General features: G+C 57.2%; 27 protein-coding genes and 1 pseudogene. 22 read left to right on the forward strand and 6 right to left on the reverse strand.

Annotated elements, in window-relative coordinates:
* The first annotated feature begins 2 nt into the window (after nt 1-2).
* The 4 genes from mepA to ACWKXN_RS06650 are packed head-to-tail and all read left to right on the forward strand — an operon-like array spanning nt 3 to nt 2,470.
* Nucleotides 3-827 (forward strand): penicillin-insensitive murein endopeptidase, encoded by an 825-nt coding sequence (mepA, locus tag ACWKXN_RS06635; RefSeq protein WP_454543527.1) that lies wholly within the window; start codon nt 3-5, stop codon nt 825-827.
* Nucleotides 827-1,636 carry a sulfite exporter TauE/SafE family protein gene (locus ACWKXN_RS06640; protein WP_033146102.1) on the forward strand — a complete coding sequence of 270 codons (810 nt, stop codon included), beginning with the start codon at nt 827-829 and terminating at the stop codon, nt 1,634-1,636. Before mepA ends, ACWKXN_RS06640 begins: the two co-directional genes overlap by 1 nt.
* Complete coding sequence (locus tag ACWKXN_RS06645) at nt 1,636-2,181, forward strand: elongation factor P hydroxylase (RefSeq protein WP_033146101.1); 546 nt, start codon at nt 1,636-1,638, stop codon at nt 2,179-2,181. Before ACWKXN_RS06640 ends, ACWKXN_RS06645 begins: the two co-directional genes overlap by 1 nt.
* Before the next feature lie 13 nt (nt 2,182-2,194).
* Nucleotides 2,195-2,470, forward strand: a complete 276-nt coding sequence (locus ACWKXN_RS06650; RefSeq protein WP_033146100.1) for a YfcL family protein — start codon at nt 2,195-2,197, stop codon at nt 2,468-2,470.
* Between the two features lie 97 nt (nt 2,471-2,567).
* On the opposite strand, the gene mnmC is transcribed toward ACWKXN_RS06650, so the two are convergent.
* Nucleotides 2,568-4,565 (reverse strand): bifunctional tRNA (5-methylaminomethyl-2-thiouridine)(34)-methyltransferase MnmD/FAD-dependent 5-carboxymethylaminomethyl-2-thiouridine(34) oxidoreductase MnmC, encoded by a 1,998-nt coding sequence (gene mnmC, locus ACWKXN_RS06655; protein ID WP_454543528.1) that lies wholly within the window; start codon nt 4,563-4,565, stop codon nt 2,568-2,570.
* Nucleotides 4,566-4,723: 158 nt separating this feature from the next.
* Between mnmC and fabB the strand changes: the two genes are divergently transcribed.
* Nucleotides 4,724-5,941 (forward strand): beta-ketoacyl-ACP synthase I, encoded by a 1,218-nt coding sequence (gene fabB / locus ACWKXN_RS06660; protein WP_023336433.1) that lies wholly within the window; start codon nt 4,724-4,726, stop codon nt 5,939-5,941.
* 208 nt (nt 5,942-6,149) lie between these two features.
* A pseudogene (locus ACWKXN_RS06665) lies at nt 6,150-7,365 on the forward strand (arabinose transporter).
* A 90-nt stretch (nt 7,366-7,455) separates the two neighbouring features.
* Here the strand turns inward: ACWKXN_RS06665 and flk are convergent.
* The gene (flk, locus tag ACWKXN_RS06670) at nt 7,456-8,460 is read right to left on the reverse strand and encodes a flagella biosynthesis regulator Flk (RefSeq protein WP_029740201.1); all 1,005 of its coding nucleotides are present in this window, start codon (nt 8,458-8,460) and stop codon (nt 7,456-7,458) included.
* A 113-nt stretch (nt 8,461-8,573) separates the two neighbouring features.
* On the opposite strand from flk, the gene pdxB reads away from it, so the two are divergent.
* From pdxB to hisP, 15 genes are all read left to right on the forward strand, one after another.
* A complete protein-coding gene (gene pdxB, locus ACWKXN_RS06675) occupies nt 8,574-9,710 on the forward strand; it encodes a 4-phosphoerythronate dehydrogenase PdxB (protein ID WP_048980060.1) in 1,137 nt (378 codons plus the stop codon).
* A 67-nt stretch (nt 9,711-9,777) separates the two neighbouring features.
* Nucleotides 9,778-10,791: an aspartate-semialdehyde dehydrogenase gene (locus ACWKXN_RS06680; protein ID WP_039263237.1), complete on the forward strand. Its 1,014-nt coding sequence runs from the start codon at nt 9,778-9,780 to the stop codon at nt 10,789-10,791.
* The gene (gene truA / locus ACWKXN_RS06685) at nt 10,791-11,603 is read left to right on the forward strand and encodes a tRNA pseudouridine(38-40) synthase TruA (protein WP_023312566.1); all 813 of its coding nucleotides are present in this window, start codon (nt 10,791-10,793) and stop codon (nt 11,601-11,603) included. Before ACWKXN_RS06680 ends, truA begins: the two co-directional genes overlap by 1 nt.
* Nucleotides 11,604-11,631: 28 nt before the next feature.
* Nucleotides 11,632-12,291: a DedA family protein gene (locus tag ACWKXN_RS06690; RefSeq protein ID WP_039263236.1), complete on the forward strand. Its 660-nt coding sequence runs from the start codon at nt 11,632-11,634 to the stop codon at nt 12,289-12,291.
* 154 nt (nt 12,292-12,445) lie between these two features.
* Nucleotides 12,446-13,351: an acetyl-CoA carboxylase, carboxyltransferase subunit beta gene (accD, locus tag ACWKXN_RS06695; RefSeq protein WP_003861408.1), complete on the forward strand. Its 906-nt coding sequence runs from the start codon at nt 12,446-12,448 to the stop codon at nt 13,349-13,351.
* A gap of 70 nt (nt 13,352-13,421) precedes the next feature.
* A complete protein-coding gene (folC, locus tag ACWKXN_RS06700; RefSeq protein ID WP_454543529.1) occupies nt 13,422-14,690 on the forward strand; it encodes a bifunctional tetrahydrofolate synthase/dihydrofolate synthase in 1,269 nt (422 codons plus the stop codon).
* Entirely contained in the window at nt 14,680-15,366 is a 687-nt protein-coding gene (gene dedD / locus ACWKXN_RS06705) for a cell division protein DedD (RefSeq protein ID WP_039263233.1), read from the forward strand. The genes folC and dedD overlap by 11 nt, the downstream gene beginning before the upstream one ends.
* Nucleotides 15,367-15,594: 228 nt before the next feature.
* Nucleotides 15,595-16,083, forward strand: a complete 489-nt coding sequence (cvpA, locus tag ACWKXN_RS06710) for a colicin V production protein (protein WP_000262116.1) — start codon at nt 15,595-15,597, stop codon at nt 16,081-16,083.
* A gap of 33 nt (nt 16,084-16,116) precedes the next feature.
* Nucleotides 16,117-17,634, forward strand: a complete 1,518-nt coding sequence (gene purF / locus ACWKXN_RS06715; protein ID WP_454543530.1) for an amidophosphoribosyltransferase — start codon at nt 16,117-16,119, stop codon at nt 17,632-17,634.
* Between the two features lie 89 nt (nt 17,635-17,723).
* On the forward strand, nt 17,724-18,293 hold the full coding sequence (locus ACWKXN_RS06720) for a UbiX family flavin prenyltransferase (RefSeq protein ID WP_029740194.1): 570 nt from the start codon (nt 17,724-17,726) through the stop codon (nt 18,291-18,293).
* Nucleotides 18,294-18,584: 291 nt separating this feature from the next.
* Nucleotides 18,585-19,367, forward strand: coding sequence for a lysine/arginine/ornithine ABC transporter substrate-binding protein ArgT (argT, locus tag ACWKXN_RS06725; protein ID WP_023312560.1), 783 nt, complete (start codon nt 18,585-18,587; stop codon nt 19,365-19,367).
* 226 nt (nt 19,368-19,593) lie between these two features.
* The gene (gene hisJ, locus ACWKXN_RS06730) at nt 19,594-20,376 is read left to right on the forward strand and encodes a histidine ABC transporter substrate-binding protein HisJ (RefSeq protein WP_023336423.1); all 783 of its coding nucleotides are present in this window, start codon (nt 19,594-19,596) and stop codon (nt 20,374-20,376) included.
* Between the two features lie 88 nt (nt 20,377-20,464).
* Nucleotides 20,465-21,151 carry a histidine ABC transporter permease HisQ gene (locus tag ACWKXN_RS06735; protein WP_023336422.1) on the forward strand — a complete coding sequence of 229 codons (687 nt, stop codon included), beginning with the start codon at nt 20,465-20,467 and terminating at the stop codon, nt 21,149-21,151.
* A complete protein-coding gene (locus ACWKXN_RS06740) occupies nt 21,148-21,864 on the forward strand; it encodes an ABC transporter permease (protein WP_008502590.1) in 717 nt (238 codons plus the stop codon). Before ACWKXN_RS06735 ends, ACWKXN_RS06740 begins: the two co-directional genes overlap by 4 nt.
* 8 nt (nt 21,865-21,872) lie before the next feature.
* Nucleotides 21,873-22,646 carry a histidine ABC transporter ATP-binding protein HisP gene (hisP, locus tag ACWKXN_RS06745; protein WP_454543655.1) on the forward strand — a complete coding sequence of 258 codons (774 nt, stop codon included), beginning with the start codon at nt 21,873-21,875 and terminating at the stop codon, nt 22,644-22,646.
* Between the two features lie 150 nt (nt 22,647-22,796).
* On the opposite strand, the gene ACWKXN_RS06750 is transcribed toward hisP, so the two are convergent.
* From ACWKXN_RS06750 to yfcG, 4 genes are all read right to left on the reverse strand, one after another.
* On the reverse strand, nt 22,797-23,306 hold the full coding sequence (locus tag ACWKXN_RS06750) for a GNAT family N-acetyltransferase (protein WP_454543531.1): 510 nt from the start codon (nt 23,304-23,306) through the stop codon (nt 22,797-22,799).
* Between the two features lie 44 nt (nt 23,307-23,350).
* Nucleotides 23,351-24,244 carry a TIGR01777 family oxidoreductase gene (locus ACWKXN_RS06755; protein ID WP_033146089.1) on the reverse strand — a complete coding sequence of 298 codons (894 nt, stop codon included), beginning with the start codon at nt 24,242-24,244 and terminating at the stop codon, nt 23,351-23,353.
* 13 nt (nt 24,245-24,257) lie between these two features.
* Nucleotides 24,258-24,626 carry a dihydroneopterin triphosphate 2'-epimerase gene (gene folX, locus ACWKXN_RS06760; protein WP_023312555.1) on the reverse strand — a complete coding sequence of 123 codons (369 nt, stop codon included), beginning with the start codon at nt 24,624-24,626 and terminating at the stop codon, nt 24,258-24,260.
* 75 nt (nt 24,627-24,701) lie between these two features.
* Nucleotides 24,702-25,331, reverse strand: coding sequence for a GSH-dependent disulfide bond oxidoreductase (gene yfcG, locus ACWKXN_RS06765; protein ID WP_033146088.1), 630 nt, complete (start codon nt 25,329-25,331; stop codon nt 24,702-24,704).
* 141 nt (nt 25,332-25,472) lie between these two features.
* On the opposite strand from yfcG, the gene yfcF reads away from it, so the two are divergent.
* Complete coding sequence (gene yfcF / locus ACWKXN_RS06770) at nt 25,473-26,117, forward strand: glutathione transferase (RefSeq protein ID WP_454543532.1); 645 nt, start codon at nt 25,473-25,475, stop codon at nt 26,115-26,117.
* The last annotated feature ends 16 nt before the right edge of the window (nt 26,118-26,133 follow it).

Below are 26,133 nucleotides of genomic sequence, written 5' to 3' on the forward strand. Positions count from 1 at the left end.
ACATGAAAAAAACCGCAATTGCTCTGCTGGCGCTGCTTGCCAGTGGAGCCAGTCTGGCCGCGACGCCATGGCAAAAAATCACCCACCCGGTGACGGGGAGCGCGCAGTCCATTGGCGCCTTTTCCAACGGCTGTATCGTCGGTGCCCAGGAGCTTCCTCTCCAGTCTGATACCTATCAGGTGATGCGCACCGATCAGCGGCGTTATTTCGGCCACCCGGACCTGGTGCTGTTCATCCAGCGTCTGGGCAATCAGGTACATAATCTGGGGCTGGGCACGATGCTGATTGGCGATATGGGGATGCCTGCCGGCGGGCGTTTTAACGGTGGACACGCCAGCCACCAGACCGGACTGGATGTCGATATCTTCCTGCAGCTGCCGAAAACGCGCTGGACCTCCGCCCAACTGCTGAAACCGCAGGCGCTGGACCTGGTGGCGAGCGACGGTAAGCGCGTTGTGCCGTCCCTGTGGACGCGGGATGTATCCAGCATGATCAAGCTGGCGGCAGAAGATAACGACGTCACGCGGATTTTCGTTAACCCGGCCATCAAGCAGCAGCTCTGCCTGGATGCAGGAACCGATCGCGACTGGCTGCGCAAAGTGCGCCCGTGGTTCCAGCATCGTGCGCATATGCACGTTCGTCTGCGCTGCCCGGCGAATAGCCTGGAATGTGAAGATCAGCCGCTACCTCCGCCAGGCGATGGCTGCGGTGCGGAACTGCAAAGCTGGTTTGAGCCGGCAAAACCTGGAACCTCTAAGCCTGAGAAGAAGACACCGCCTCCGTTGCCGCCTTCCTGCCAGGCGCTACTGGATGAGCATGTACTTTAATGGATAATTTCGTCGATCTGTTTATGGTGTCGCCGCTGCTGCTGGTGGTGTTGTTCTTTGTGGCCATGCTGGCCGGTTTTATCGACGCGCTCGCGGGCGGCGGCGGGTTGTTAACCGTGCCCGCGCTGCTGGCGGCGGGCATGAGCCCGGCGCAGGCGCTTGCCACCAACAAGCTGCAGGCCTGCGGCGGTTCGCTCTCGGCGTCGCTCTATTTTATCCGCCGCAAGGTGGTGAGCCTTGCCGATCAGAAGCTCAATATCCTGATGACCTTTATCGGCTCCACGTCGGGCGCGCTGCTGGTTCAGCACGTGCAGTCCGATATTTTGCGCCAGATCCTGCCGATTCTGGTCATCTGCATCGGGCTTTACTTCCTGCTGATGCCAAAGCTCGGTGAAGAAGATCGCCAGCGTCGCCTGTTCGGCCTGCCGTTTGCCCTGATTGCCGGGGGCAGCGTGGGTTTTTACGACGGTTTCTTCGGGCCGGGGGCGGGTTCATTTTATGCGCTGGCGTTCGTGACGCTGGCCGGGTTTAACCTCGCCAAATCCACCGCCCATGCCAAAGTGCTCAACGCGACCTCAAACGTCGGCGGCCTGCTGCTGTTTATCATCGGCGGTAAGGTTATCTGGGCAACCGGATTTGTGATGATGGCAGGGCAGTTCCTGGGCGCGCGCGCGGGCTCGCGTCTGGTATTAAGCAAAGGGCAAAAACTTATTCGCCCGATGATCGTCATCGTCTCGGCCGTAATGAGCGCCAAACTTCTTTATGACAGCCATGGACAGGAGATCCTCACCTGGTTGGGGATGCACTAATGAACAGTACGCATAAATACGAACAGCTGATTGAGATTTTCGACGGCTGTTTTGCTGACGATTTTAATACCCGTCTGATTAAAGGCGACGACGAACCGATCTATCTTCCTGCTGATGCGGAGGTTCCGTATAACCGCATCGTCTTTGCCCACGGCTTTTATGCCAGCGGCTTGCACGAGATTTCGCACTGGTGCATTGCGGGGAAAGCGCGGCGCGAGCTGGTGGACTTCGGTTACTGGTACTGCCCGGACGGACGTGATGCCGCCACTCAGGGCCAGTTTGAAGATGTGGAAGTGAAGCCGCAGGCGCTGGAATGGCTATTCTGCGTCGCGGCGGGTTTCCCGTTCAACGTCAGCTGTGACAACCTCGAAGGCGACTTCGAGCCAGACCGTATCGTCTTCCAGCGCCGCGTTCACGCGCAGGTGATGGAATATCTTGAGAAAGGCATCCCGGAACGTCCGGCACGCCTGATCGAGGCCTTACAGAATTATTACCACACGCCGGTTATCACGGCGGAATGCTTCCCTTGGCCGGAAGATCTTTAACAGAGGAAAGAAGATGATCGCAGAATTTGAATCACGCATTCTGGCGTTAATTGATGACATGGTGGAACACGCCAGTGATGATGAGCTGTTCGCCAGCGGTTATCTGCGTGGTCACCTGACGCTCGCGGTAGCCGAGCTGGAAGCGGGGGACGATCACTCTGCCGACGCCGTTCACGCTGAAGTCACTCGCAGCCTGGAAAAAGCCATTCTGGCCGGGGAGCTCTCGCCGCGCGACCAGTCTCTGGTGTTAGGCATGTGGGACACTTTATTCCAGCAGGCTAAACGCTAAGTCATCGTATTTCACCCGGTGGCGCTGCGCTTACCGGGCCTGTGAATATCCCCTCTCCTTGTGGGAGAGGGTTAGGGTGAGGGCACCAGACCGCACCCTACTTGACCTTCTTCCCCTTCAGCAGTTTCCGTACCCACAATCGATTCGGATTCAGCCCTGCAAGCGTAACCCTGTCCAGCGGCATCGGCTCGCCGCTCATTTGTGCGGCTAACACTTCTGCCAGTAGCGGTGCGGAACAGAGCCCGCGAGATCCTAATCCACCCAGCATAAACAGCTCCGGATACACCGGCGAGGCCGCCGCCGTTTCCTTGCGTTCAGCCAGATCCTGATAGGCCTCAAGCGTAGCATCGTAGTCCGGCACATTTCCCGCCATTGGCAGATGATCGCGGGTGGCGCAGCGCACGCCGCAGCGCGCGTCACCCTCGCTGACGTCAACCTCTTTCGCCCACGCCGCATCCGGGAAACAGTCAATCAGGCGCTGGCGGTTCTGGGCCTGATCCGCTTCGCTGTAGCGCATATCCGTTTCGCCACGATGATAGCTGGCCCCGATGCAGTGGTGGCCGTTAGACGGATTTTGCGGCGTCAGATAGCCGTCATAGCACAGCACCTGACGCAGTTTGTTCACTTCGGGCGCGGAAGGAATATGGCTTACCTGGCCGCCGACCGGATAAACCGGCAATGACTCTGTCTGGATAAACTGGCTGATGTTATGTCCGTTTGCCAGCACAACGCTGGCATGGCTTGCCTCTTTGCCATCAGCAAAACGCAGATTCCAGCGTTCTGTCCGGCTCAACGATTCAACCTTGTGAGCATAATGCGCCGTCAGCCCGCGCGACTGCGCCAGCGCAATGACCGCCGAGGTCAGTTCAGCCGGGCACAGCCAGCCGCCGAGCGGATACTGAATGCCCCCACACCCGGTTTCCACGCCAGCGGTGTCTGCCACCTCTTGCGCACTTACCGCGCGTGCAATCTCGTCAGGCAGGCCCAGCGACAGCATCTGCGTGATTTTTTGCTGGCTCTTTTCATCCCAGCCGAGCTGCGTCACGCCGCACCAGTCATGCTCGAACGCCACCGGCAGGGCGTCATACAGGCGACGAGCGAAGGTAAACGCCGCCGGGAAAAACTGGAACAGGGCCGGGTCGTGCGCGCTTAAAAGCGGATAGAGCGCACCCTGACGGTTGCCGGATGCGCCGCTTGCTGGCGCGTCGTCGGCACAGTAGAGCGTGACCTGCCAGCCGCGGTGGAGAAGCGCGAGAGACAGCAGAGCGCTGGCGATCCCCCCGCCGACTATCGCCACCTCGCGGGATGCGCTGGCGCCGCGTGCAAACCAGGGGGTACTTGCGGGGATGTCCAGCGTCTGCTCCATTCTGCCGACCAGCATGTCGCGCTTGCGGCCAAAACCTTTGGTTTTCTGCATGGTAAAGCCCGCCTCCTGCAGCCCGCGGCGGACAAAGCCTGCCGAGGTGAAGGTGGCAAGCGTTGCGCCCGGGCGCGCCAGCCGCGCCATCGCGCTAAACAGATGCTGGCTCCACATGTCCGGGTTTTTGGCGGGGGCAAAGCCGTCAAGGAACCACGCGTCCACCGTCTGATTCATCGAGTCATCGAGCGTATCGGTCAGGTCATTGATGTCGCCAAGCCATAAATCCAGCGTCACGCGTCCGCCGTCCAGAATCAGACGGTGACAGCCGCCAATGTGGGGTGGCCACTGCGCCTGAAGCTGCTCCGCCCAGGCTGCAAGCTCTGGCCAGCGCTGATGAGCGAGCCGCAGATCGTGCGCGGTGAGCGGGAATTTTTCGAAACTGATGAAATGTAATCTTTGTAGCGTAGCCTCAGGGTGGGCAGCGTGAAACTGGTCAAACGCCTGCCAGAGGGTCAGAAAATTGAGCCCGGTACCGAATCCGCTTTCCGCTACAACGAACAGGCTCCGCGGATGCTCCGGGAAGCGGGTGCTGAGCTGGTTTCCGTCGAGGAAAACATAGCGAGTTTCTTCGAGTCCGTTATCATTAGAAAAATAGACGTCATCAAAATCTCGGGAAACAGGTGTACCCTCAGCGTTGAATTCGAGGTTGGCGGGTTGTATAGCGTTTTGTTTCACGTAAGTTACTCGTCTGACAGGCAGTGGCACGATCTTAACGATGTGAGTCCATCGGTGCAAATTTCCGCAGAAAATGTCTGATCGGACTTGTTCGGCGTACAAGTGTACGCTATTGTGCGACTCGAAACTTACTATAGTGCGACTTACAGAGGTATTGAATGAAACGTGCAGTGATTACTGGCCTGGGCATTGTTTCCAGCATCGGTAATAACCAGCAGGAAGTCCTGGCATCTCTGCGTGAAGGACGCTCCGGGATCACTTTCTCTGAAGAGTTTAAAGATTCAGGTATGCGTAGCCACGTATGGGGTAACGTCAAACTGGACACCACCGGTTTGATTGACCGCAAAGTGGTTCGTTTCATGAACGATGCCTCTATTTATGCTTATCTCTCCATGCAGGAAGCGATCAAAGATTCCGGCCTGAGTGAAGAGGTTTATCAGAACAACCCGCGCGTGGGTCTGATCGCCGGTTCCGGCGGCTCATCAAAAGCGCAGGTATTCGGCGCTGACGCAATGCGTAGCCCGCGTGGTCTGAAAGCTGTAGGTCCGTACGTGGTCACCAAAGCTATGGGTTCTGCGGTTTCCGCGTGCCTGGCGACCCCATTCAAAATCCACGGTGTGAACTACTCCATCAGCTCCGCGTGTGCGACTTCCGCGCACTGCATCGGTAATGCTGTTGAGCAGATCCAGCTGGGTAAACAGGACATCGTATTTGCTGGCGGCGGCGAAGAGCTGGGCTGGGAAATGGCCTGTGAATTCGACGCGATGGGCGCACTGTCCACCAAGTACAATGAAACCCCGGATAAAGCCTCCCGTACCTATGATGCGCACCGTGACGGTTTCGTTATCGCTGGCGGCGGCGGTATGGTTGTGGTTGAAGAGCTGGAGCATGCCCTGGCACGTGGCGCGCACATCTACGCTGAAATCGTGGGCTACGGTGCAACGTCTGACGGCGCCGACATGGTTGCGCCATCCGGCGAAGGCGCTGTGCGCTGCATGAAGATGGCGATGCACGGCGTTGACACCCCAATCGACTACCTGAACTCCCACGGTACCTCTACTCCGGTAGGCGACGTGAAAGAGCTGGGTGCGATCCGTGAAGTCTTCGGCGACAACAGCCCGGCAATCTCCGCGACCAAAGCCATGACCGGTCACTCTCTGGGGGCGGCTGGCGTGCAGGAAGCGATCTACTCTCTGCTGATGCTGGAAAACGGCTTTATCGCGCCAAGCATCAACATCGATGAGATGGACGAGCAGGCTGCTGGCCTGAACATCGTGACCAAACCAACGGAAGCGACGCTGACCACCGTCATGTCAAACAGCTTCGGCTTCGGTGGCACCAACGCCACGCTGGTTATGCGTAAGCTGAAAGCATAAGTTTTACGTTTGATTCCGGAAGGGAGCCATAAGGCTCCCTTTTTTTATGCATTGACAAGCGGCTGATCTCACAGGCAAACTTCACCCCTCAACATTATCCTCACGATAATGCGTAAGCGTTTAACGTCAACCAACGCACCTTAATCCTGATAATCAGGTAGAGGGGGCGTGGCATTTCCCCGCCTTACTCTTCATTTCGGAGTAAAGCATGACTGCAGTAACTCAAACAGAAACAACCCCTTCAGCGAACGTCTCGCTGTTCCGTATCGCTTTTGCGGTATTTCTGACCTATATGACCGTCGGCCTGCCGCTGCCGGTGATCCCGCTGTTCGTTCATCAGGAGCTGGGCTATGGCAACACCATGGTCGGCATTGCCGTGGGCATTCAGTTTTTAGCCACGGTATTGACCCGCGGTTACGCCGGACGGCTGGCGGATCAGCACGGTGCAAAACGCTCGGCGCTACAGGGGATGTTTGCCTGTGGGCTGGCGGGCGGCGCTACAGGGGATGTTTGCCTGTGGGCTGGCGGGCGGCGCATGGCTGCTGGCTGCTCTCTTGCCCGTAGAAGCGGCGTATAAATTTGCGCTGCTGGTGCTGGGCCGCTTAATCCTGGGCTTTGGTGAAAGCCAGCTGCTGACCGGCACCCTGACCTGGGGAATGGGTCTGGTGGGGCCGGCACGCTCCGGCAAGGTGATGTCCTGGAACGGTATGGCCATCTATGGCGCGCTGGCCGCAGGCGCACCGCTTGGGCTGCTGATCAATAGCCAGTTTGGATTTGCGGTGCTGGCTGCCACCACCATGGTTTTACCCCTGCTGGCGTGGGCGTTTAACGGCTCGGTGCGTAAGGTGCCCGCGCACAAAGGCGAGCGTCCTTCCCTGTGGAGCGTGGTCGGCCAAATCTGGCAGCCGGGTCTTGGCCTGGCGCTGCAGGGCGTGGGTTTTGCGGTGATCGGTACCTTCGTCTCGCTCTATTTTATGAGCCGCGGCTGGGCGATGGCCGGTTTTACGCTCACCGCGTTTGGCGGCGCGTTTGTGCTGATGCGCGTGCTTTTCGGCTGGATGCCGGATCGCTTTGGCGGCGTGAAGGTGGCGGTGGCGTCGCTGGTGATTGAAACCATCGGTCTGCTGCTGCTGTGGAATGCACCCGTTGCATCCGTTGCGCTGCTTGGCGCGGCGCTGACCGGCTGCGGCTGTTCACTGATCTTCCCGGCGCTGGGCGTTGAAGTGGTGAAGCGCGTGGCCCCGCAGGTGCGCGGTACGGCGCTGGGCGGCTATGCGGCCTTTCAGGATATCTCATACGGGGTAACCGGACCGCTGGCCGGGGTGTTAGCCACCTCGTTTGGTTATCCGTCCGTCTTTCTGGCCGGTGCGGTTTCCGCAGTGGTGGGGATCGTGGTGACGCTGGTGGCGTTTCGCAGGACTTGAGCCGTTATTGCCGGGTGGCGGCTGTGCCTTACCCGGCCTACGGTTCGAGCCGCTTTAGGCCCGGTAAGCGCAGCGCCACCGGGCAAAATATCAGGCAACCAGCCAGAAAATCGCCAGCGCAATCAGTAGCGCAATAAACATCAACCCCGGACGCGCAGAGAGCGTTCTGAACGTCTCGACGACCGGCGCAAACAGCGGGCTGTAGATCGGCTGAATGTTTCTCACCTCCGGCACGCCGCCTTCGCGCTCGGCGCGGCGAACGAAGATTTGATTGAGCAGATCCTGCACCTGCGCGGTGGTCAGAACCGTTTGCGGCGTGGCCTGCCAGTTTTGCTGGGCGTAATCCCGAATGACTTCAAACTCGTGCGGCTCAAGCGGCTGCTTCAGTGCCGCCTGGACGGTATGCAGGGTAGGGGCATTCTGTGTGCTGAGCGTCTGGCGCGCCTGGAGCCAGGTCACCAGATGCGTAAACTGTTTGGCCGGGATCAGCTCACCCGCTTTCACGCCGGACAGCTCCAGCATGGATTGCCAGATAAGCTTCGTCGGTTCGCCGGTGGCCGCAGCCAGCTTCGTCACCATCTGCTTGAGCGTGTTGTGCTCGGCAGGCAGCAGCGGACGCTCGGTCGCCGGGCGCACCTGAGGCTGCGGGATAGACAGCTCGTTGTTCTGCAGCAGGGTCAGCACGGTTTTGAGCTGGTCGGGCGTCAGCTGGCCCAGCGCGGTCTGACCATACTGCTGGCGAATAAAATCGCTCACCGCCTGCCGGTTATTACCCTGGCCCAGCAGCTCCGTCAGCTGAGCGACAATCTGGCGCGTGGTGTGGTTCTGCTGCGCGGTATTAATACGCTGGTTCAGGTTTTGCTCGGCCGCAGGGAAATGGCGCGACTGCAGCGGTGCGTCGTTCCTCACGCCTAAATCATGCTTTACCCCGGCCCAGACTTCCGCGTTTTGCTGTGAAGTCAGCGCAATCAGGCGCGTGATCAGTCGCTCCAGCACGGTGCGCTGTTGCGTGGATAGCGGTTGTTCACCGGCAACGTTTGGCGTGACGGGGCCTTCACCCGGAGGGCGTGGCGGCGTACCTGAAATGGGCTGCATCGTCAAAAATCCTTAAAGTCAAAACTCAGCGTAAACCAGGCATACATATATGCCTGGCGGCGAGATTATGGCACACTTGGCAGGTTTTCTTCCTCTCAAACAGGTACTCAGACGTGAAAATCCTCGTTGATGAAAATATGCCTTACGCCCGTGAGCTGTTTAGCCGCCTGGGTAACGTTAAGGCTGTCCCTGGTCGCCCGATCCCGGTCAACGAACTGGATGACGCAGACGCGCTGATGGTGCGCTCGGTGACCAAAGTAAATGAGGCGTTGCTCGCCGGTAAAGCGATTAAGTTTGTCGGAACCGCAACGGCAGGGACCGATCATGTGGATGATAAATGGCTGAAGCAGGCCGGAATCGGTTTTTCCGCCGCGCCGGGCTGTAACGCCATTGCCGTTGTGGAATACGTTTTCTCCTCCCTGCTGATGCTGGCCGAGCGCGACGGGTTTGCGCTGAAGGACCGCACCGTGGGGATTGTCGGCGTGGGTAACGTCGGCGGGCGCCTGCAAAAGCGCCTTGAAGCGTTAGGGATCCGCACGCTGCTGTGCGATCCGCCGCGTAAAGATAACGGCGATGACGAGGATTTCCGCTCGCTGGATGAGCTGGTTGAACAGTGTGACGTGCTGACGTTTCACACGCCGCTGTTTAAAGAGGGGCCGTATAAGTCGCTGCATCTTGCTGACGAGGCGCTGATCCGCCGTCTGAAGGCTGGCACTATTCTGATAAATGCCTGCCGTGGTCCGGTCGTAGATAACGCCGCGCTGCTGACATGCCTGAACGAAGGACAAGACCTCAGCGTGGTGCTGGACGTCTGGGAGCCGGAGCCGGATCTCAACGTTGAGCTGCTTAACAAGGTGGACGTGGGCACGGCGCATATCGCCGGTTATACCCTCGAGGGGAAAGCGCGCGGCACGACGCAGGTCTTCGAAGCCTACAGCGCTTTTATCGGCCATCCGCAGCAGGTGGCGCTGGATACCTTACTCCCCGCGCCTGAATTTGGCCGCATTACCCTGCACGGTCCGCTCGATCAGGCAACGCTGAAAAGGCTGGTGCATTTGGTGTATGATGTGCGCCGCGATGATGCGCTGCTGCGTAAAGTGGCGGGGATCCCGGGTGAATTTGATAAGCTGCGCAAGAACTACGTTGAGCGGCGCGAGTGGTCTTCCCTGTATGTAATATGCGACGACGCCCCGGCGGCGACGCTGCTGCATAAGCTGGGGTTTAACGCCGTTCATCACCCGGCGCATTAATGTCTTCTTAATGCTCCCTGTCGGATACTCCGGCAGGGACGCTTTTTTATTTCTGGAGTAAACCACCATGTCTGAAGGCTGGAACATTGCCATTTTAGGTGCCACGGGTGCCGTGGGCGAAGCCCTGCTCGAAACCCTTGCTGAGCGTCAGTTCCCGGTGGGCGATATCTATGCGCTGGCCCGTACCGACAGCGCAGGTGAGCATCTGCGTTTTAACGGTAAATCCGTCATGGTCCAGGACGCGGCCGCGTTCGACTGGACGCAGGCGCAGCTGGCGTTTTTCGCCGCGGGCGCTGAAGCGACGGCTGCGTACGTTGAAGAGGCGACTAACGCAGGCTGCCTGGTGATCGACCTGAGCGGTCTGTTCTCAATGGAGCCGGATGTGCCGCTGGTGGTGCCGGACGTGAACCCGTTTGTGCTGGCTGACTACCGCAACCGTAACGTCATTGCGGTCCCGAACAGCCTCACCAGCCAGCTGCTGACCGCCCTGAAACCGCTGATCGACGACGGTGGCCTGTCGCGCATTACCGTCACCAGCCTGCTGTCCGCGTCCGCGAACGGCAAAAAGGCCGTTGACGCGCTGGCCGGGCAGAGCGCGAAGCTGCTGAACGGTATCCCGATTGACGAAGACGATTTCTTTGGGCGCCAGCTGGCGTTCAACATGCTGCCGCTGCTGCCGGACCGCGAGGGCTCCGTGCGCGAAGAGCGCCGTATCGTCGATGAAGTGCGTAAAATTCTGCAGGACGATGGCCTGATGATTTCCGCGAACGTCGTGCAGTCTCCAGTCTTCTACGGCCACGCGCAGATGGTTGGCTTTGAAGCCCTGCGTCCGCTGGCGGCAGAAGAGGCGCGCGACGCGTTTGGCCGCGGTGAAGACATCGTGCTCTCCGAAGAGAGCGAGTTCCCGACGCAGGTTGGCGATGCCACCGGCAGCGCGCATCTTTCCGTTGGCTGCGTGCGTAACGATTACGGCATGCCGGAACAGGTTCAGTTCTGGTCCGTTGCCGATAACGTTCGCTTCGGCGGCGCGCTGATGGCGGTCAAAATCGCTGAAAAACTGGTGCAGGAGTACCTGTACTGATGTCAGACGTGGAACAAAAGCCGGTCCATAGAATTGCCCTCGGAATTGAGTACGACGGCAGTAAATATTATGGCTGGCAGCGTCAGAACGAGGTGCGCAGTGTCCAGGAGAAGCTGGAGAAAGCGCTCTCTCAGGTGGCAAACGAGCCGATTAACGTCCTGTGCGCGGGACGTACGGACGCGGGAGTTCACGGCACGGGGCAGGTGGTGCACTTTGAAACCACCGCCGTGCGTAAGGATGCCGCCTGGACGCTGGGTGTAAATGCGAATTTGCCTGGTGACATTGCGGTGCGTTGGGTAAAAGCTGTGCCGGATGATTTTCACGCGCGCTTCAGCGCCACGGCGCGTCGCTACCGTTATGTCATCTACAACCAGCGCCTGCGTCCGGCGGTGTTAAGCCAGGGCGTGACGCATTTTTATGAACCGCTTGATGCGGAACGTATGCATCGCGCGGCGCAGTGTCTGATTGGTGAAAATGACTTTACGTCGTTTCGTGCGGTGCAGTGTCAGTCCCGCACGCCGTGGCGCAACGTCATGCACATAAACGTCAGCCGTTTTGGCGCGTATGTGGTGGTGGATATTAAAGCCAATGCCTTTGTACATCATATGGTTCGGAATATTGTAGGCAGCCTGATGGAAGTGGGTGCCGGACACCAGCCGGAGAGCTGGATTGCAGACCTGCTGGCAGCGAAGGACAGAACGCTTGCGGCAGCCACGGCGAAAGCGGAAGGATTGTATCTGGTCTCAGTAGACTATCCGGATCGATTTGACCTGCCGAAACCGCCAATGGGCCCGCTATTTTTAGCGGACTAAACAAAGGTGCAATTAGGGCTTAGACAATATGGACGTAATACGTTTTCTGATTGATTTCATCCTGCATATTGATGTTCACCTGGCGGAGCTGGTCGCGCAGTATGGCGTCTGGGTCTACGCTATTCTGTTCCTCATTCTGTTTTGTGAAACCGGACTGGTCGTTACCCCATTCCTGCCAGGGGATTCACTGCTGTTCGTTGCCGGGGCGCTCTCGGCGTTACCCACTAACGATCTGAACGTGCATCTTATGGTTGTGCTGATGGTGATTGCCGCCATTGTCGGTGATGCGGTCAACTATACGATTGGACGGGTGTTCGGTGAGCGGCTTTTCAGCAATCCTGATTCGAAAATTTTCCGTCGCAGCTATTTAGATAAAACCCATGCGTTTTATGAACGCCATGGCGGGAAAACCATTATCCTTGCGCGTTTTGTGCCTATTGTGCGCACATTTGCACCGTTTGTGGCGGGAATGGGGCATATGTCCTATCGTCATTTTGCGGCATACAACGTGGTTGGCGCGCTGCTGTGGGTACTGCTGTTTACCTACGCAGGCTATCTGTTTGGCGATCTCCCGGTGGTGCAGGAAAACCTTAAGTTACTGATTGTAGCGATTATTGTGCTTTCCGTACTGCCTGGCGTTATCGAAATCATTCGTCACAAACGTGCGGCGGCAAAACAAGCGAAGTAAATGCACACTGGCGGTTCGACCACTTTTTTATCCAAAGTTTCGGGCTGTTATGTTTTAATGTGCAACATTCATGGTCTGTTGGAGGCAAAAATGGCATTATTCGCCTCTTATAGCAAAACTGGCATACGACCAGGTTCAGGCAGAAAGGTTATCAATGAGCTGGATTGAACGAATTAAAAGCAACATTACCCCAACGCGCAAAGCGAGCATTCCTGAAGGGGTATGGACGAAGTGTGATAGCTGCGGTCAGGTTCTGTATCGCGCAGAGCTGGAGCGCAACCTTGAGGTGTGTCCGAAGTGTGACCACCATATGCGTATGTCGGCGCGCAACCGCCTGCATAGCCTGCTGGACGAAGGCTCTCTGGTAGAGCTGGGTAGCGAACTTGAGCCAAAAGACGTGCTGAAGTTCCGCGATTCCAAAAAATACAAAGATCGTCTGGCCTCTGCACAAAAAGAGACCGGCGAGAAAGACGCGCTGATCGTCATGAAAGGCACCCTGCATGAGATGCCGGTTGTCGCCGCTGCTTTTGAGTTCTCCTTTATGGGCGGCTCAATGGGCTCCGTGGTCGGTGCGCGCTTCGTGCGTGCCGTTGAGCAGGCGCTGGAAGACAACTGTCCGCTGATCTGCTTCTCAGCCTCCGGCGGTGCGCGTATGCAGGAAGCGCTGATGTCGCTGATGCAGATGGCGAAAACCTCTGCTGCGCTGGCGAAAATGCAGGAGCGCGGTCTTCCGTACATCTCCGTGCTGACCGACCCAACCATGGGCGGCGTCTCCGCGAGCTTCGCGATGCTGGGCGACCTGAACATCGCTGAGCCAAAAGCGCTGATCGGCTTTGCGGGTCCTCGCGTTATCGAGCAAACCGTTCGTGAAAAACTGCCGCCGGGCTTCCAGCGCAGTGAGTTCCTCATTGAGAAAGGCGCTATCGATATGATCGTCCGCCGTCCGGAAATGCGCCTGAAGCTGGCGAGCATTCTGGCGAAGCTGATGAATCTGCCAGCGCCGAACCCGGATGAGCCGCGCGAAGGTGTGGTGGTACCGGATCAGGAACCCGAGGCCTGATAACTGAAAAGGGCAGGGCCGGTTGGCGCTGCCCTTTTGCTTTCTAATCTGTTAATGACAACCGGGCATTATGGAAAATAAAAGCATTCCCCAAGCCACGTCGCCCCTGGCCGCGTGGCTTTCTTATCTGGAAAACCTGCACAGTAAAACCATCGATATGGGGCTTGAGCGCGTAAGCCAGGTCGCCGCGCGTCTTGATGTGCTCAAACCGGCACCTTTCGTGTTCACCGTCGCGGGCACCAACGGTAAAGGCACTACCTGCCGCACGCTGGAATCTGTCCTGATGGCCGCAGGTTACAAAGTTGGCGTGTACAGCTCTCCACACCTGGTCCGCTACACCGAGCGCGTTCGCGTGCAGAACAGCGAGCTGCCGGAATCGGCGCATACGGCGTCGTTCGCGGAAATTGAAGCCGCGCGCGGTGAGATCTCATTAACCTATTTTGAATACGGCACCCTGTCGGCTCTGTGGCTGTTCAAACAGGCGCAGCTGGATGTGGTGATTCTTGAGGTTGGCCTCGGCGGACGTCTTGATGCGACCAATATGGTGGATGCGGACGTGGCGGTGGTCACCAGCATCGCGCTGGACCATATCGACTGGCTAGGACCGGATCGTGAAAGCATTGGCCGCGAGAAGGCCGGTATTTTCCGGGCGAGTAAACCCGCCGTGGTCGGCGAGCCGGACATGCCGCACACCATTGCTGACGTGGCAAACGAGAAGGGCGCGCGTCTGCTGCGCCGCGGCGTTGACTGGCAGTATGAGGTTCAGGATAACGGCTGGCGCTTCAGCGATGCCCAGGGCGCGCTGGACAATCTGCCGCTGCCGCAGGTGCCGCAGCCGAACGCGGCCACCGCGCTGGCGGCACTGCGCGCCAGCGGATTAGCGGTCAGCGAGCAGGCAATTCGCGACGGCATTCAGAGCGCAATTCTGCCCGGGCGTTTCCAGATTGTCAGCGAGTCACCGCGCCTGATTCTGGACGTGGCGCATAACCCGCATGCGGCGGCGTATCTCGCGGGACGTCTCAAATCGTTACCAAAAACCGGGCGCGTGCTGGCGGTTATCGGTATGCTTCATGATAAAGATATCGGCGGGACGCTGGCCTGCATGGAGACTGTGGTCGATAGCTGGTATTGTGCTCCTCTGGAGGGGCCGCGCGGCGCGACGGCTGAGCAATTGATGGAACATCTCGGCAAAGGCGCAATCTATAGTAGCGTGGCTCAGGCCTGGCATGCCGCGATGGCGGATGCTAAACCAGAAGATACCGTGCTGGTGTGTGGTTCATTCCACACGGTGGCACATGTCATGGAAGTGATGGACGCGGGGAGAACCGGTGGCGAGTAAGTTTCAGAACCGTTTAACAGGAACCATTGTGCTGGTCGCGCTCGGGGTGATTATTCTCCCGGGTCTGCTCGACGGGCAGAAAAAGCATTATCAGGACGAGTTTGCCGCTATTCCGCTGGTGCCGAAACCGGGTGACCGCGATGAGCCGGATATGCTGCCAGCGGCGACGCAGGCGCTGCCTGCTCAGCCGCCGGAAGGCGCGGCGGAAGAGGTGCGTGCAGGCGATGCCGCCGCACCGTCGCTCGATCCGTCTCGTCTGGCGGCAGCGAGCAGCAGCGATATCGATCCGGTGCCGGTAGAGCAGCCTAAACCCGTTGAAAAACCGAAGCCGGTTGAGAAACCGCAGCCGAAACCGCAGCGGGATAAAGCCGCAGAGCAGCTGGCTGCCGCATCAGAAACCCCACCGCCGGCAAAACAAGACGCGGCACCGACCGGAAAAGCGTACGTTGTGCAGCTCGGCGCGCTGAAAAACGCCGACAAAGTTAACGAGGTCGTGAGCAAACTGCGCAGTGCGGGATATCGTGTTTACACTTCACCTTCCACGCCGGTGCAGGGTAAAATTACCCGTATCCTCGTGGGGCCAGAAGCGTCCAAAGATAAGCTTAAAGGTTCGCTCGGTGAGCTGAAGCAGATCTCCGGCCTGAGCGGCGTGGTGATGGGCTACAGCGCGAACTGATAAGATCTTACCCAACCTCGGAGTGGTTTGCTCCCTCTCCCTTGAGGGAGAGGGCCGGGGTGAGGGGGAGCAGACGTCCACAGAGACGTCAAATGGACCGTGGCGTTGAACATTTTTTCAGCGCCTTTTTTATTTACGCGCGGGAAGGAAATCCCTACGCAAACGTTTTCTTTTTCTGTTAGAATTCGCCCCGAACTGGATGACAGGGCGTTAAATCGTGGGACACATATGGTCTGGATTGATTACGCCATCATTGCGGTGATTGGTTTTTCCTGTCTGGTTAGCCTGATCCGTGGCTTTGTTCGTGAAGCGTTATCGCTGGTAACCTGGGGTTGTGCTTTCTTTGTTGCCAGTCATTACTACACTTACCTGTCTGTCTGGTTCACGGGCTTTGAAGATGAACTGGTCCGAAACGGAATTGCCATCGCGGTGCTGTTTATCGCAACGCTGATTGTCGGCGCTATCGTGAATTACGTGATAGGTCAGCTGGTCGAGAAAACCGGTCTGTCAGGAACGGACAGGGTGCTCGGGATCTGTTTCGGGGCGTTACGAGGCGTGCTGATTGTAGCCGCGATCCTGTTCTTCCTGGATACCTTCACCGGGTTCTCCAAAAGCGAAGACTGGCAGAAATCGCAGCTCATTCCAGAGTTCAGCTTCATCATCAGATGGTTCTTTGACTATCTGCAAAGCTCGTCGAGTTTTTTGCCCAGGGCATAAACCCTGAGATGTGGCTTAACGAGGAAAAGACGAATGTGCGGTATTGTCGGTATCGCCGGTTTCATGCCGGTAAACCAGTCGATTTATGACGCGTTAACGGTGCTTCAGCACCGTGGGCAGGATGCTGCGGGTATCATCACCATTGATGCAAACAACTGCTTCCGTTTACGCAAGGCGAATGGCCTGGTAAACGATGTGTTTGAAGCCCGCCATATGCAGCGTCTGCAAGGTAATATGGGGATCGGTCACGTTCGTTATCCTACTGCTGGCAGTTCCAGCGCCTCCGAGGCACAGCCTTTCTACGTCAACTCACCGTATGGCATCACCCTTGCTCATAACGGCAACCTGACCAACGCGCATGAGCTGCGTAAAAAGCTGTTCGAAGAGAAACGTCGCCACATTAACACCACCTCTGATTCTGAAATCCTGCTCAATGTGTTCGCCAGCGAGCTGGATAACTTCCGTCACTACCCGCTGGAAGCAGACAACATCTTTGCTGCGATTGCCGCGACCAACCGCCAGATCCGCGGCGCGTACGCCTGCGTAGCGATGATTATCGGTCACGGCATGGTCGCCTTCCGCGATCCAAACGGCATTCGTCCCCTGGTACTCGGCAAGCGCGACCTTGGCGATGGCCGTACCGAATATATGGTTGCCTCTGAGAGCGTGGCGCTGGATACCCTGGGCTTTGAATTCCTGCGTGACGTTGCGCCGGGCGAAGCGGTCTATATCACCGAGAAGGGCCAGCTGTTTACCCGCCAGTGTGCCGATAACCCGGTCAGCAACCCGTGCCTGTTTGAATACGTTTACTTCGCCCGCCCGGATTCCTTCATCGACAAGATTTCCGTCTACAGCGCGCGCGTCAACATGGGCACCAAGCTGGGCGAGAAGATTGCCCGCGAGTGGGACGATCTCGACATCGACGTGGTTATTCCTATTCCGGAAACCTCCTGCGATATCGCGCTGGAGATCGCCCGCATTCTGGACAAGCCATACCGTCAGGGCTTCGTGAAGAACCGCTACGTTGGCCGCACCTTTATCATGCCGGGCCAGCACCTGCGCCGTAAGTCCGTGCGCCGCAAGCTGAACGCCAACCGCGCGGAATTCCGCGACAAGAACGTTCTGCTGGTGGATGACTCCATCGTTCGCGGCACCACCTCTGAGCAGATTATCGAGATGGCGCGCGAAGCGGGTGCGAAGAAAGTGTACCTGGCCTCTGCCGCGCCAGAGATTCGCTTCCCGAACGTGTACGGCATCGATATGCCAACCGCCAACGAGCTGATCGCTCACGGCCGTGAAGTGGATGAAATTCGCCAGATCATCGGTGCCGACGGCCTGATTTTCCAGGATCTGAACGATCTCATCGACGCGGTGCGTGCCGAGAACCCGGAAATTCAGCAGTTTGAATGCTCCGTGTTCAACGGTATTTACGTGACCAAAGACGTTGACCAGCAGTACCTCGACTATCTTGATTCTCTGCGCAACGACGATTCGAAAGCCGTCCAGATGCAGAACGATCTTGAAAGCTTAGAGATGCACAACGAAGGTTGATGGTCCGGCAGGTGAGGGCTTATGCCCTCACTTGCAACTCCCCGCAAAATCCTGCACAGTCTGCCCTGAAATCAGTAAGGGCGAAAATCATGAAACGACTCATTGTTGGGCTCAGCGGCGCCAGCGGCGCGATTTACGGCGTACGTCTGTTACAGGTTCTGCGTAACGTGGCGGAAGTCGAGACCCATCTGGTGATGAGCCAGGCGGCGCGGCAAACCCTCTCTCTGGAAACCGATCTCTCCCTGCGCGATGTTCAGGCACTGGCGGACGTGGTTCACGATGCCCGTGATATCGCCGCCAGCATCTCCTCAGGCTCGTTTAAAACGGCCGGCATGGTTATCCTGCCCTGTTCAATTAAAACGCTCTCCGGCATTGTGAACAGCTATACCGACACCCTGGTGACGCGCGCGGCGGATGTGGTGCTGAAGGAGCGTCGTCCTCTTGTGCTCTGCGTGCGGGAAACGCCGTTGCATCTCGGTCATCTGCGTTTAATGACCCAGGCCGCCGAACTTGGCGCCATCATCATGCCACCGGTTCCGGCGTTTTATCATCGCCCGACCTCGCTGGATGACGTGATTAATCAGACCGTTAACCGCGTGCTGGATCAGTTTGACATCGACCTGCCCGAAGATCTCTTCACCCGCTGGCAAGGGGCCTGATTCTGTGCACAAACAGAGTGCATGAAAAGAGACGTTGCCCTGTTTCAGGGCAATTATGCAACGGCGATCATATCCTCGACATTTAATTCGTTTTTTCCCTTTTTCTCTTTCCGGTTCGTTCGGCAGACCTGCTATCTTTCACCATTAAGGCAATATCGCAACGTTTTATTAACATATTTAACGTCGAAGTTTTGACCAGACGGCAATGTGGCATAAGACCTGCAAGATGAAGTCTGCAACACAACACACAACACAATACATAATAAAATCACGGTACTTGAGGGTAAATGTATGAAGAAGACGGTTCTGGCTCTGTCTTTGCTCGTGGGGTTAAGTGCGGCAGCAGGTAGCTACGCAGCGCTTCCACAGACGGTTCGTATCGGTACAGACGCAACCTACGCGCCATTCTCTTCCAAGGATGCGAAAGGCGATTTCGTGGGGTTTGATATCGATCTGGGAAATGAAATGTGCAAACGCATTGCGGTGAAATGCACATGGGTGGGCAGCGACTTTGACGCGTTAATCCCGTCGCTGAAAGCCAAGAAAATCGACGCCATTATCTCTTCTCTTTCCATCACCGAAAAACGCCAGCAGGAGATTGCCTTCTCTGACAAGCTTTACGCCGCGGATTCCCGCCTGATTGCGCCAAAAGGCTCCCCGATTAAGCCCACCATCGACTCGCTGAAAGGCAAGCATGTTGGCGTGCTTCAGGGTTCGACGCAGGAAGGTTATGCCAATGCGACCTGGCGTGAGAAGGGCGTAGACGTGGTGGCTTACCAGAACCAGGATCTGATTTACTCTGACCTGGCCGCAGGCCGTCTGGATGCGGCATTCCAGGATGAAGTCGCCGCGAGCGAAGGCTTCCTGAAACAGCCTGCGGGTAAAGACTATGCGTTTGCGGGCCCGTCGGTCAAAGACAAAAAATACTTTGGTGACGGCACCGGTATTGGCCTGCGTAAGGATGATACCGAGCTGAAAGCCGCCTTCGACAAAGCCTTTGCAGAGCTGCGTAAAGACGGTACTTACGACAAACTGGCGAAGAAATACTTCGACTTCAACGTATACGGTGAATAATGCCTGACGCTAACGCACCGCAAAGGTGCGTTGCGGGAGCGGTTGACCCAATACGGTGCATTTGTTGCACCGTATTGGAACGCTTTGTGCATACTTACGCATTTATAATGCAAAAATTCCCGCCTGAAGGGCATTAGTCTTTGCCTGAAAGAGGGGATTAATGGCACATTAGCACCACCCCGTCGTCGTAAAAATCCCGTATGAAGACAGTTTGTTGAGGACAAATATGAAAAAACTCGTGTTGTCACTATCTCTGGTGCTGGCCTTTTCCAGCGCCACCGCGGCATTCGCAGCCATTCCGCAGAAAATTCGGATTGGTACCGATCCAACCTATGCGCCGTTCGAATCGAAGAATTCAAAGGGTGAACTGGTCGGTTTTGACATCGATCTGGCCAATGAGCTGTGCAAACGCATCAAAGCACAGTGTACCTACGTTGAGAACCCGCTGGATGCGCTGATCCCGTCCCTGAAAGCGAAAAAAATCGACGTAATCATGTCCTCGCTCTCCATCACCGAAAAACGCCAGCAGGAGATTGCCTTCACCGACAAACTCTACGCGGCCGATTCTCGTCTGGTGGTGGCTAAAGCTTCTGACATTCAGCCAACGCTGGAGTCCCTGAAAGGCAAACGCGTCGGCGTGCTGCAGGGCACCACGCAGGAAACCTACGGCAACGAACACTGGGCGCCGAAGGGGATTGAAATCGTCTCCTATCAGGGCCAGGAAAATATCTACGCTGACCTGACGGCAGGCCGAATTGATGCGGCATTCCAGGATGAAGTCGCGGCAAGCGAAGGCTTCCTGAAAACGCCGGTGGGTAAAGATTACAAGTTTGGCGGCCCGTCCATTAAGGACGTGAAGTTGTTTGGTGTGGGCACCGGCATGGGCCTGCGCAAAGAAGACAATGAGCTGCGTGAGGCGCTGAACAAAGCGTTTGCTGAAATGCGCGCTGACGGCACCTACGACAAGCTGGCGAAAAAGTATTTTGATTTTAATGTTTACGGCGGCTAATCGCCCCGTCAAATAACGTGCGGCCCCTCCCGATGTGGGAGGGGAAAAGACACGGTTCCACCACTCACGATACGACAGGGCTCGCGGTATGCTGTACGGATTTTCTGGCGTTATTTTACAGGGCGCGCTTGTCACCCTTGAGCTGGCTATCAGCTCCGTGGTGCTGGCGGTGCTGATAGGTCTGGCGGGCGCAGGAGCGAAGCTTTCGGCTAACAAACCGCTGGCGCTCATATTTGAAGGCTACACCACGCTTATTCGCGGCGTTCCCGATCTGGTGCTGATGCTGCTTATCTTTTACGGTCTGCAGATTGCGTTGAACAGCGTAACGGACGCGATGGGCATGGGACAAATTGATATCGACCCGATGGTGGCCGGTATTATTACCCTCGGTTTTATCTACGGTGCCTACTTCACCGAAACCTTCCGCGGTGCCTACATGGCCGTGCCGAAAGGCCACATTGAGGCGGCAACCGCATTTGGTTTTACCTCTTCACAAACGTTTCGTCGGATTATGTTCCCGGCCATGATGCGCTATGCGCTGCCGGGTATCGGCAACAACTGGCAGGTTATCCTCAAAGCGACAGCGCTGGTCTCGCTGCTCGGTCTGGAAGACGTCGTGAAAGCGACTCAGCTGGCGGGCAAGAGCACCTGGGAGCCGTTCTACTTTGCGGTGGTCTGCGGCGTGATTTATCTGGTCTTTACGACCGCCTCCAATGGTGTGCTGCTTCTGCTCGAGCGTCGCTACTCCGTGGGTGTGAAGAGGGCTGACCTGTGATTGAGATTATTCAGGAATACTGGAAATCGCTGCTGTGGACGGATGGCTACCGCTTTACCGGCGTGGCGATTACGCTCTGGCTGCTGATCTCCTCCGTGGTGATGGGCGGCATTCTGGCGGTGTTTCTTGCTATTGGCCGCGTGTCGAACAATAAATTTATCCAGTTCCCGATCTGGCTGTTTACCTACGTGTTTCGCGGTACGCCGCTGTACGTGCAGCTGCTGGTGTTCTATTCGGGGATGTATACGCTTGAGATCGTAAAAGGCACTGAGATGCTGAATGCGTTCTTCCGCAGCGGTCTGAACTGTACGGTGCTGGCGTTGACGCTCAACACCTGCGCCTACACCACCGAGATTTTCGCCGGGGCAATTCGCTCTGTCCCTTACGGTGAGATTGAAGCGGCGCGCGCATACGGCTTTTCCTCGGTGAAGCTTTATCGCTGCATTATTCTGCCGTCGGCACTGCGTATCGCGTTACCGGCGTACAGTAACGAAGTGATTTTGATGCTGCACTCCACCGCGCTCGCCTTTACCGCGACGGTGCCGGATCTGCTCAAAATCGCGCGCGATATTAACTCCGCGACCTATCAGCCGTTTACCGCGTTTGGCATTGCGGCGGTGCTCTATTTAATTATCTCTTATGTTCTGATTAGCCTGTTCCGTAAGGCTGAAAAACGCTGGTTGCAGCATATAAAACCTTCTTCGACGCACTGAGAAAGATGATGGCTGAGAACAAATTAAACGTTATTGATTTGCACAAACGCTACGGCGAACATGAAGTGCTGAAAGGGGTGTCGCTGCAGGCGAATGCGGGCGACGTGATCAGTATTATCGGCTCATCCGGCTCGGGTAAAAGTACCTTCCTGCGCTGCATTAACTTCCTCGAAAAGCCGAGCGAAGGCTCGATTGTGGTGAGCGGGCAGAATATTAACCTGGTCCGTGATAAAGACGGCCAGCTGAAGGTCGCGGATAAGCACCAGCTGCGACTGCTGCGTACGCGCCTGACGATGGTGTTCCAGCACTTCAACCTCTGGAGCCACATGACGGTGCTGGAGAACGTGATGGAAGCACCGATTCAGGTGCTGAGCCTGAGCAAGCAGGAAGCCCGCGAGCGCGCGGTGAAATACCTGGCGAAAGTGGGTATCGACGAGCGCCAGCAGATGAAATACCCGGTGCATCTCTCCGGCGGTCAGCAGCAGCGCGTCTCCATCGCGCGCGCGCTGGCGATGGAGCCCGAAGTGCTGCTGTTTGACGAACCGACTTCCGCGCTGGACCCTGAACTCGTTGGCGAAGTGCTGCGCATCATGCAGAAGCTGGCCGAAGAGGGCAAAACGATGGTGGTGGTGACGCACGAGATGGGCTTCGCCCGTAACGTCTCGAACCACGTTATCTTCCTGCATCAGGGGAAAATTGAAGAGCAGGGCCACCCGGACGAGGTGCTGGCGAACCCGCAAAGCCCGCGTCTGCAGCAGTTCCTGAAAGGGTCGTTGAAGTAGGTTTTGCCTTTCCCCCTCTCCCTGTGGGAGAGGGGCGGGGTGAGGGCATCAGACCGCAGTGCAGCCCAATCGCCCGGTGGCGCTTCGCTTACCGGGCCTACGGACTGGGTGTTCTCCCTCTCCCTGTGGGAGAGGGTTGGGGTGAGGGCATCAAGCCGCACCGCACTCCAACCGATACACCCAGTCGTCATAGCGCACGCCGTCAATTTCATACGCCTTTTCCAGCACCTGCGTACGCACAAACCCGGCTTTCTCCAGCACCCGCACCGAACCGCCGTTATCTGCCAGCACGTACGCGTTAATCGCTTTCACGCGGGTCTGGTTAAACGCGTAATCACACACCGCGCGCAGCGCCTCGCTGGCAATCCCTTTTCCCTGCGCGGCAGGCACAACCGTATAGCCAATATCGGCCTCTTCACGATTCTCAGGGCTGATTTGCAGGCCGATATCGCCCAGCGGCGTATCGTCCTCCAGAGAGCGGATCACGAAGACATGCTCCGCCATCAGGCGTGCGGCAAACACGCGGCGGGTCTCTTTTTCCGGCGCGATGGCGGCCATGTAGCGCATGATGTGGCGATCTTCACGCAGCGAGCGGAAGAAGGCCCAGTCAGTGGGTTCGAAAGGAGTGAGGTGAAGCCGGGGTGTGGTGATCGTTGCCATTGTTACGCCATATCTTCGGAACATGGCCTGTCACTGTAACATATTCACCGCACCACATCCCCCAGCGCCTCTTCTAACTCATACCAGCGAAACGCAAACCCGGCCGCTTCCAGCCGTTTTGGCAGCGCCCGCTGCCCGCCTAATACCAGCACAGACGCTTCACCCATCATCAGGCGAATCACCGTCGCAGGCACGCGCAATATCGCCGGACGGTGCAGGGCATGACCCAGCGCGTGGGCGAACTGTTCGTTACGCACCGGATACGGCGCAACCATGTTAAACGGCCCGCGCAGATCGTTATCCAGCAGCCAGAGAATACCGTTGACCATATCGTCGATATGGATCCAGGCCAGATACTGACGGCCATTACCGATGGGCCCACCGAGTCCAAGCCGGAAAGGGGGAAGCATCTTCGCCAGAATGCCGCCCTTCGGCGCAAGCACGACGCCGGTCCGCAGCAGGCAGACGCGGGTACGATCGCTCTGCGCCGCGCAGGCGATACGCTCCCACTGGGCGCAGAGCTTATGGGTAAACTCGTTATGCGGCGGCTCTTCCTCGGTCACCACCACCTCGCCGAGATCGCCGTAATAGCCCACGGCTGAACCTGAAATCAGCACCGAAGGCGGCGTGTGGCTATTGCGGATCAGCTCGACCAGCTTTTCGGTGATGTTCCACCGGCTGCTGCATAACAGCTGTTTTTGCTCTTCCGTCCAGCGCTTATCGGCGATGGGTTCCCCCGCGAGGTTAATGACGGCGTCGAAGCCGTCCAGATTTTGCTGCTCGGCCAGATTTTTCCAGATATCGATACCCGCCCCGAGCACCTGGCGCGCTTTCTCCGGGCTGCGCGTGACCACGGTAATGTCGTGATGCAAGGCCTGCAGACGCGCAATGAGGTGACGACCAATAAGGCCCGTGCCGCCGGTCAGCAAAATCTTCATACAACCTCCAGGATTACGCCTGGCGTCGCCAGCTTAGCGTCATGGAGACGGAATCGGCGTAGCGCAGGGCGTGAAGTTTATCGATCTCAACTTCAGCATAAGTGACCCAGTGATGTTCGCGTGCGATATCGAGCACATCCTGAGTTAATTTTTCCAGCAGAGAGAAGCGGTTATTCTCCACGTACTGAATGATGTTTTTGGTAATTGTGCGGTAGTTCAGCGCGTCGTTGATGTCTTCGCTGGCCCGCGCTTTGTCTGCGGGATAGTGAATTACCACGTTAATGACAATATCCTGACGGTTGGCGATCTCTTCCTCTTTGATGCCGATGAAGGTGCGCAAGCGTAAATTTTTTATGCGAATAATAGCGTCTGGCTGTGACATTGCAGGTCTTCTCCGTGTCAGTATTTCCTGCTCATCATACATGAGAGGCTCGCGGGCACCCAGCCTCATAGAGGGTTAAATCTGCTGGATTTTTTGCATCGCTCGCTCGGTGGCCGGGCGGGTTCGTATGCGCTCAAACCAGTTGTTCACCGCCGGGTAAGCGGCCAGGTCAATTCGGTGTTTTTCATGCGTATTCACCCACGGCCAGCAGGCGATGTCGGCAATACTGTAATGATCGCCCCCGAGCCACGGCGTTTTCTCCAGCCGACGGTTCAGAACGTCATAGAGCCGTTGAGTCTCAACCTGATAGCGTTCTATTGCATAAGGAATGGGCTGCGGGGCGTAAGCGGTAAAATGATGATTTTGCCCCAGCATGGGCCCCAGTCCGCTAGCCTGCCAGAAGAGCCATTGCAGGGTATGGTGACGCTCGCGCAGTTCGCCGCTCAGCAGTTTGCCGGTTTTCTCCGCCAGATAGAGCAAAATCTCACCGGACTCAAACAGGCTCAGCGGCCTGCCCCCGTCTGCCGGGTGGTTATCAATAATGGCCGGGATTTTATTATTCGGCGAGATAGCCAGAAATAGAGGGCTGAACTGATCGCCTTTGCTGATATCCACGCGAATGATTCTGTAATCCAGCTCGGCTTCTTCAAGAAAAAGGGTGATCTTATGGCCGTTTGGGGTAGGGGCGTAATAAAGGTCGATCATTCTCAACTCCTGTCCATGCGAATAGTGGTGCCATGACAAATGAGTATAGGTGGTTGTTGTAAATCGTGAGTTTTCATCAAGTGACAGCGGGGCAAAGAGATTATATGTTGAGTAAAAAACCGATCAGCCGATGAGGATGTTATGAACCAGCCCGTAATCACGTTGTGGTCCGATGCGAATTTCTTTTCTCCCTATGTCATGAGCGTATACGTTGCGCTGGCCGAAAAAGGGCTCACTTTTACGCTGAAGACCGTTGATCTTGACGGCGGTGAACATCTCAAACCGCAGTGGCAGGGCTACGACCTGACCCGACGCGTGCCGGTGCTGGAGATCGACGGTTTTGCCCTGAGCGAATCGTCGGCGATCGATGAATATCTGGAAGATCGGTTCGCGCCGCCTGAGTGGGAGCGCATTTATCCTCACGATCTGCAAAAACGCGCGCGGGCGCGGCAGATCCAGGCGTGGCTGCGGAGCGATCTGGTGCCGATTCGCGTGGAACGCTCAACTGATGTCGTGTTTGCCGGGGGCAAAAAGCCAGCGCTCAGCGCTGAAGGCCGTGAAAGCGCGCAAAAACTGATTGAAACCGCCACCTCGCTCCTCGCACACGGCAACCCGAACCTGTTCGGCGAGTGGTGCATCGCCGACGCCGATCTGGCGTTGATGCTAAACCGCCTGATCCTCAACGGCGATGAGGTGCCGCAGCTGCTGGGGGATTATGCCGCGTTTCAGTGGCAGCGCGCCTCCGTGCAGCGCTATGTGGCACTATCTGCCAGGCGCGCGGGCTGATAAGCCCTGACGCTTC

The sequence above is a fragment of the Enterobacter sp. UPMP2060 genome (assembly GCF_053709655.1).

What these genes read in the sequence shown, in the direction of transcription:
- flk (WP_029740201.1), bottom strand. Translation starts at nt 8,460, where the DNA reads ATGCAGCCCATTTCAGGTACGCCGCCACGCCCTCCGGGTGAAGGCCCC.
- argT (WP_023312560.1), top strand. Translation starts at nt 18,585, where the DNA reads ATGAAGAAGACGGTTCTGGCTCTGTCTTTGCTCGTGGGGTTAAGTGCG.
- folC (WP_454543529.1), top strand. Translation starts at nt 13,422, where the DNA reads ATGGAAAATAAAAGCATTCCCCAAGCCACGTCGCCCCTGGCCGCGTGG.
- purF (WP_454543530.1), top strand. Translation starts at nt 16,117, where the DNA reads ATGTGCGGTATTGTCGGTATCGCCGGTTTCATGCCGGTAAACCAGTCG.
- mepA (WP_454543527.1), top strand. Translation starts at nt 3, where the DNA reads ATGAAAAAAACCGCAATTGCTCTGCTGGCGCTGCTTGCCAGTGGAGCC.
- cvpA (WP_000262116.1), top strand. Translation starts at nt 15,595, where the DNA reads ATGGTCTGGATTGATTACGCCATCATTGCGGTGATTGGTTTTTCCTGT.
- ACWKXN_RS06690 (WP_039263236.1), top strand. Translation starts at nt 11,632, where the DNA reads ATGGACGTAATACGTTTTCTGATTGATTTCATCCTGCATATTGATGTT.
- fabB (WP_023336433.1), top strand. Translation starts at nt 4,724, where the DNA reads ATGAAACGTGCAGTGATTACTGGCCTGGGCATTGTTTCCAGCATCGGT.
- ACWKXN_RS06735 (WP_023336422.1), top strand. Translation starts at nt 20,465, where the DNA reads ATGCTGTACGGATTTTCTGGCGTTATTTTACAGGGCGCGCTTGTCACC.
- ACWKXN_RS06750 (WP_454543531.1), bottom strand. Translation starts at nt 23,306, where the DNA reads ATGGCAACGATCACCACACCCCGGCTTCACCTCACTCCTTTCGAACCC.
- hisP (WP_454543655.1), top strand. Translation starts at nt 21,873, where the DNA reads ATGGCTGAGAACAAATTAAACGTTATTGATTTGCACAAACGCTACGGC.
- folX (WP_023312555.1), bottom strand. Translation starts at nt 24,626, where the DNA reads ATGTCACAGCCAGACGCTATTATTCGCATAAAAAATTTACGCTTGCGC.
- ACWKXN_RS06650 (WP_033146100.1), top strand. Translation starts at nt 2,195, where the DNA reads ATGATCGCAGAATTTGAATCACGCATTCTGGCGTTAATTGATGACATG.
- ACWKXN_RS06755 (WP_033146089.1), bottom strand. Translation starts at nt 24,244, where the DNA reads ATGAAGATTTTGCTGACCGGCGGCACGGGCCTTATTGGTCGTCACCTC.
- yfcG (WP_033146088.1), bottom strand. Translation starts at nt 25,331, where the DNA reads ATGATCGACCTTTATTACGCCCCTACCCCAAACGGCCATAAGATCACC.
- ACWKXN_RS06645 (WP_033146101.1), top strand. Translation starts at nt 1,636, where the DNA reads ATGAACAGTACGCATAAATACGAACAGCTGATTGAGATTTTCGACGGC.
- ACWKXN_RS06680 (WP_039263237.1), top strand. Translation starts at nt 9,778, where the DNA reads ATGTCTGAAGGCTGGAACATTGCCATTTTAGGTGCCACGGGTGCCGTG.
- hisJ (WP_023336423.1), top strand. Translation starts at nt 19,594, where the DNA reads ATGAAAAAACTCGTGTTGTCACTATCTCTGGTGCTGGCCTTTTCCAGC.
- yfcF (WP_454543532.1), top strand. Translation starts at nt 25,473, where the DNA reads ATGAACCAGCCCGTAATCACGTTGTGGTCCGATGCGAATTTCTTTTCT.
- ACWKXN_RS06720 (WP_029740194.1), top strand. Translation starts at nt 17,724, where the DNA reads ATGAAACGACTCATTGTTGGGCTCAGCGGCGCCAGCGGCGCGATTTAC.
- accD (WP_003861408.1), top strand. Translation starts at nt 12,446, where the DNA reads ATGAGCTGGATTGAACGAATTAAAAGCAACATTACCCCAACGCGCAAA.
- truA (WP_023312566.1), top strand. Translation starts at nt 10,791, where the DNA reads ATGTCAGACGTGGAACAAAAGCCGGTCCATAGAATTGCCCTCGGAATT.
- ACWKXN_RS06640 (WP_033146102.1), top strand. Translation starts at nt 827, where the DNA reads ATGGATAATTTCGTCGATCTGTTTATGGTGTCGCCGCTGCTGCTGGTG.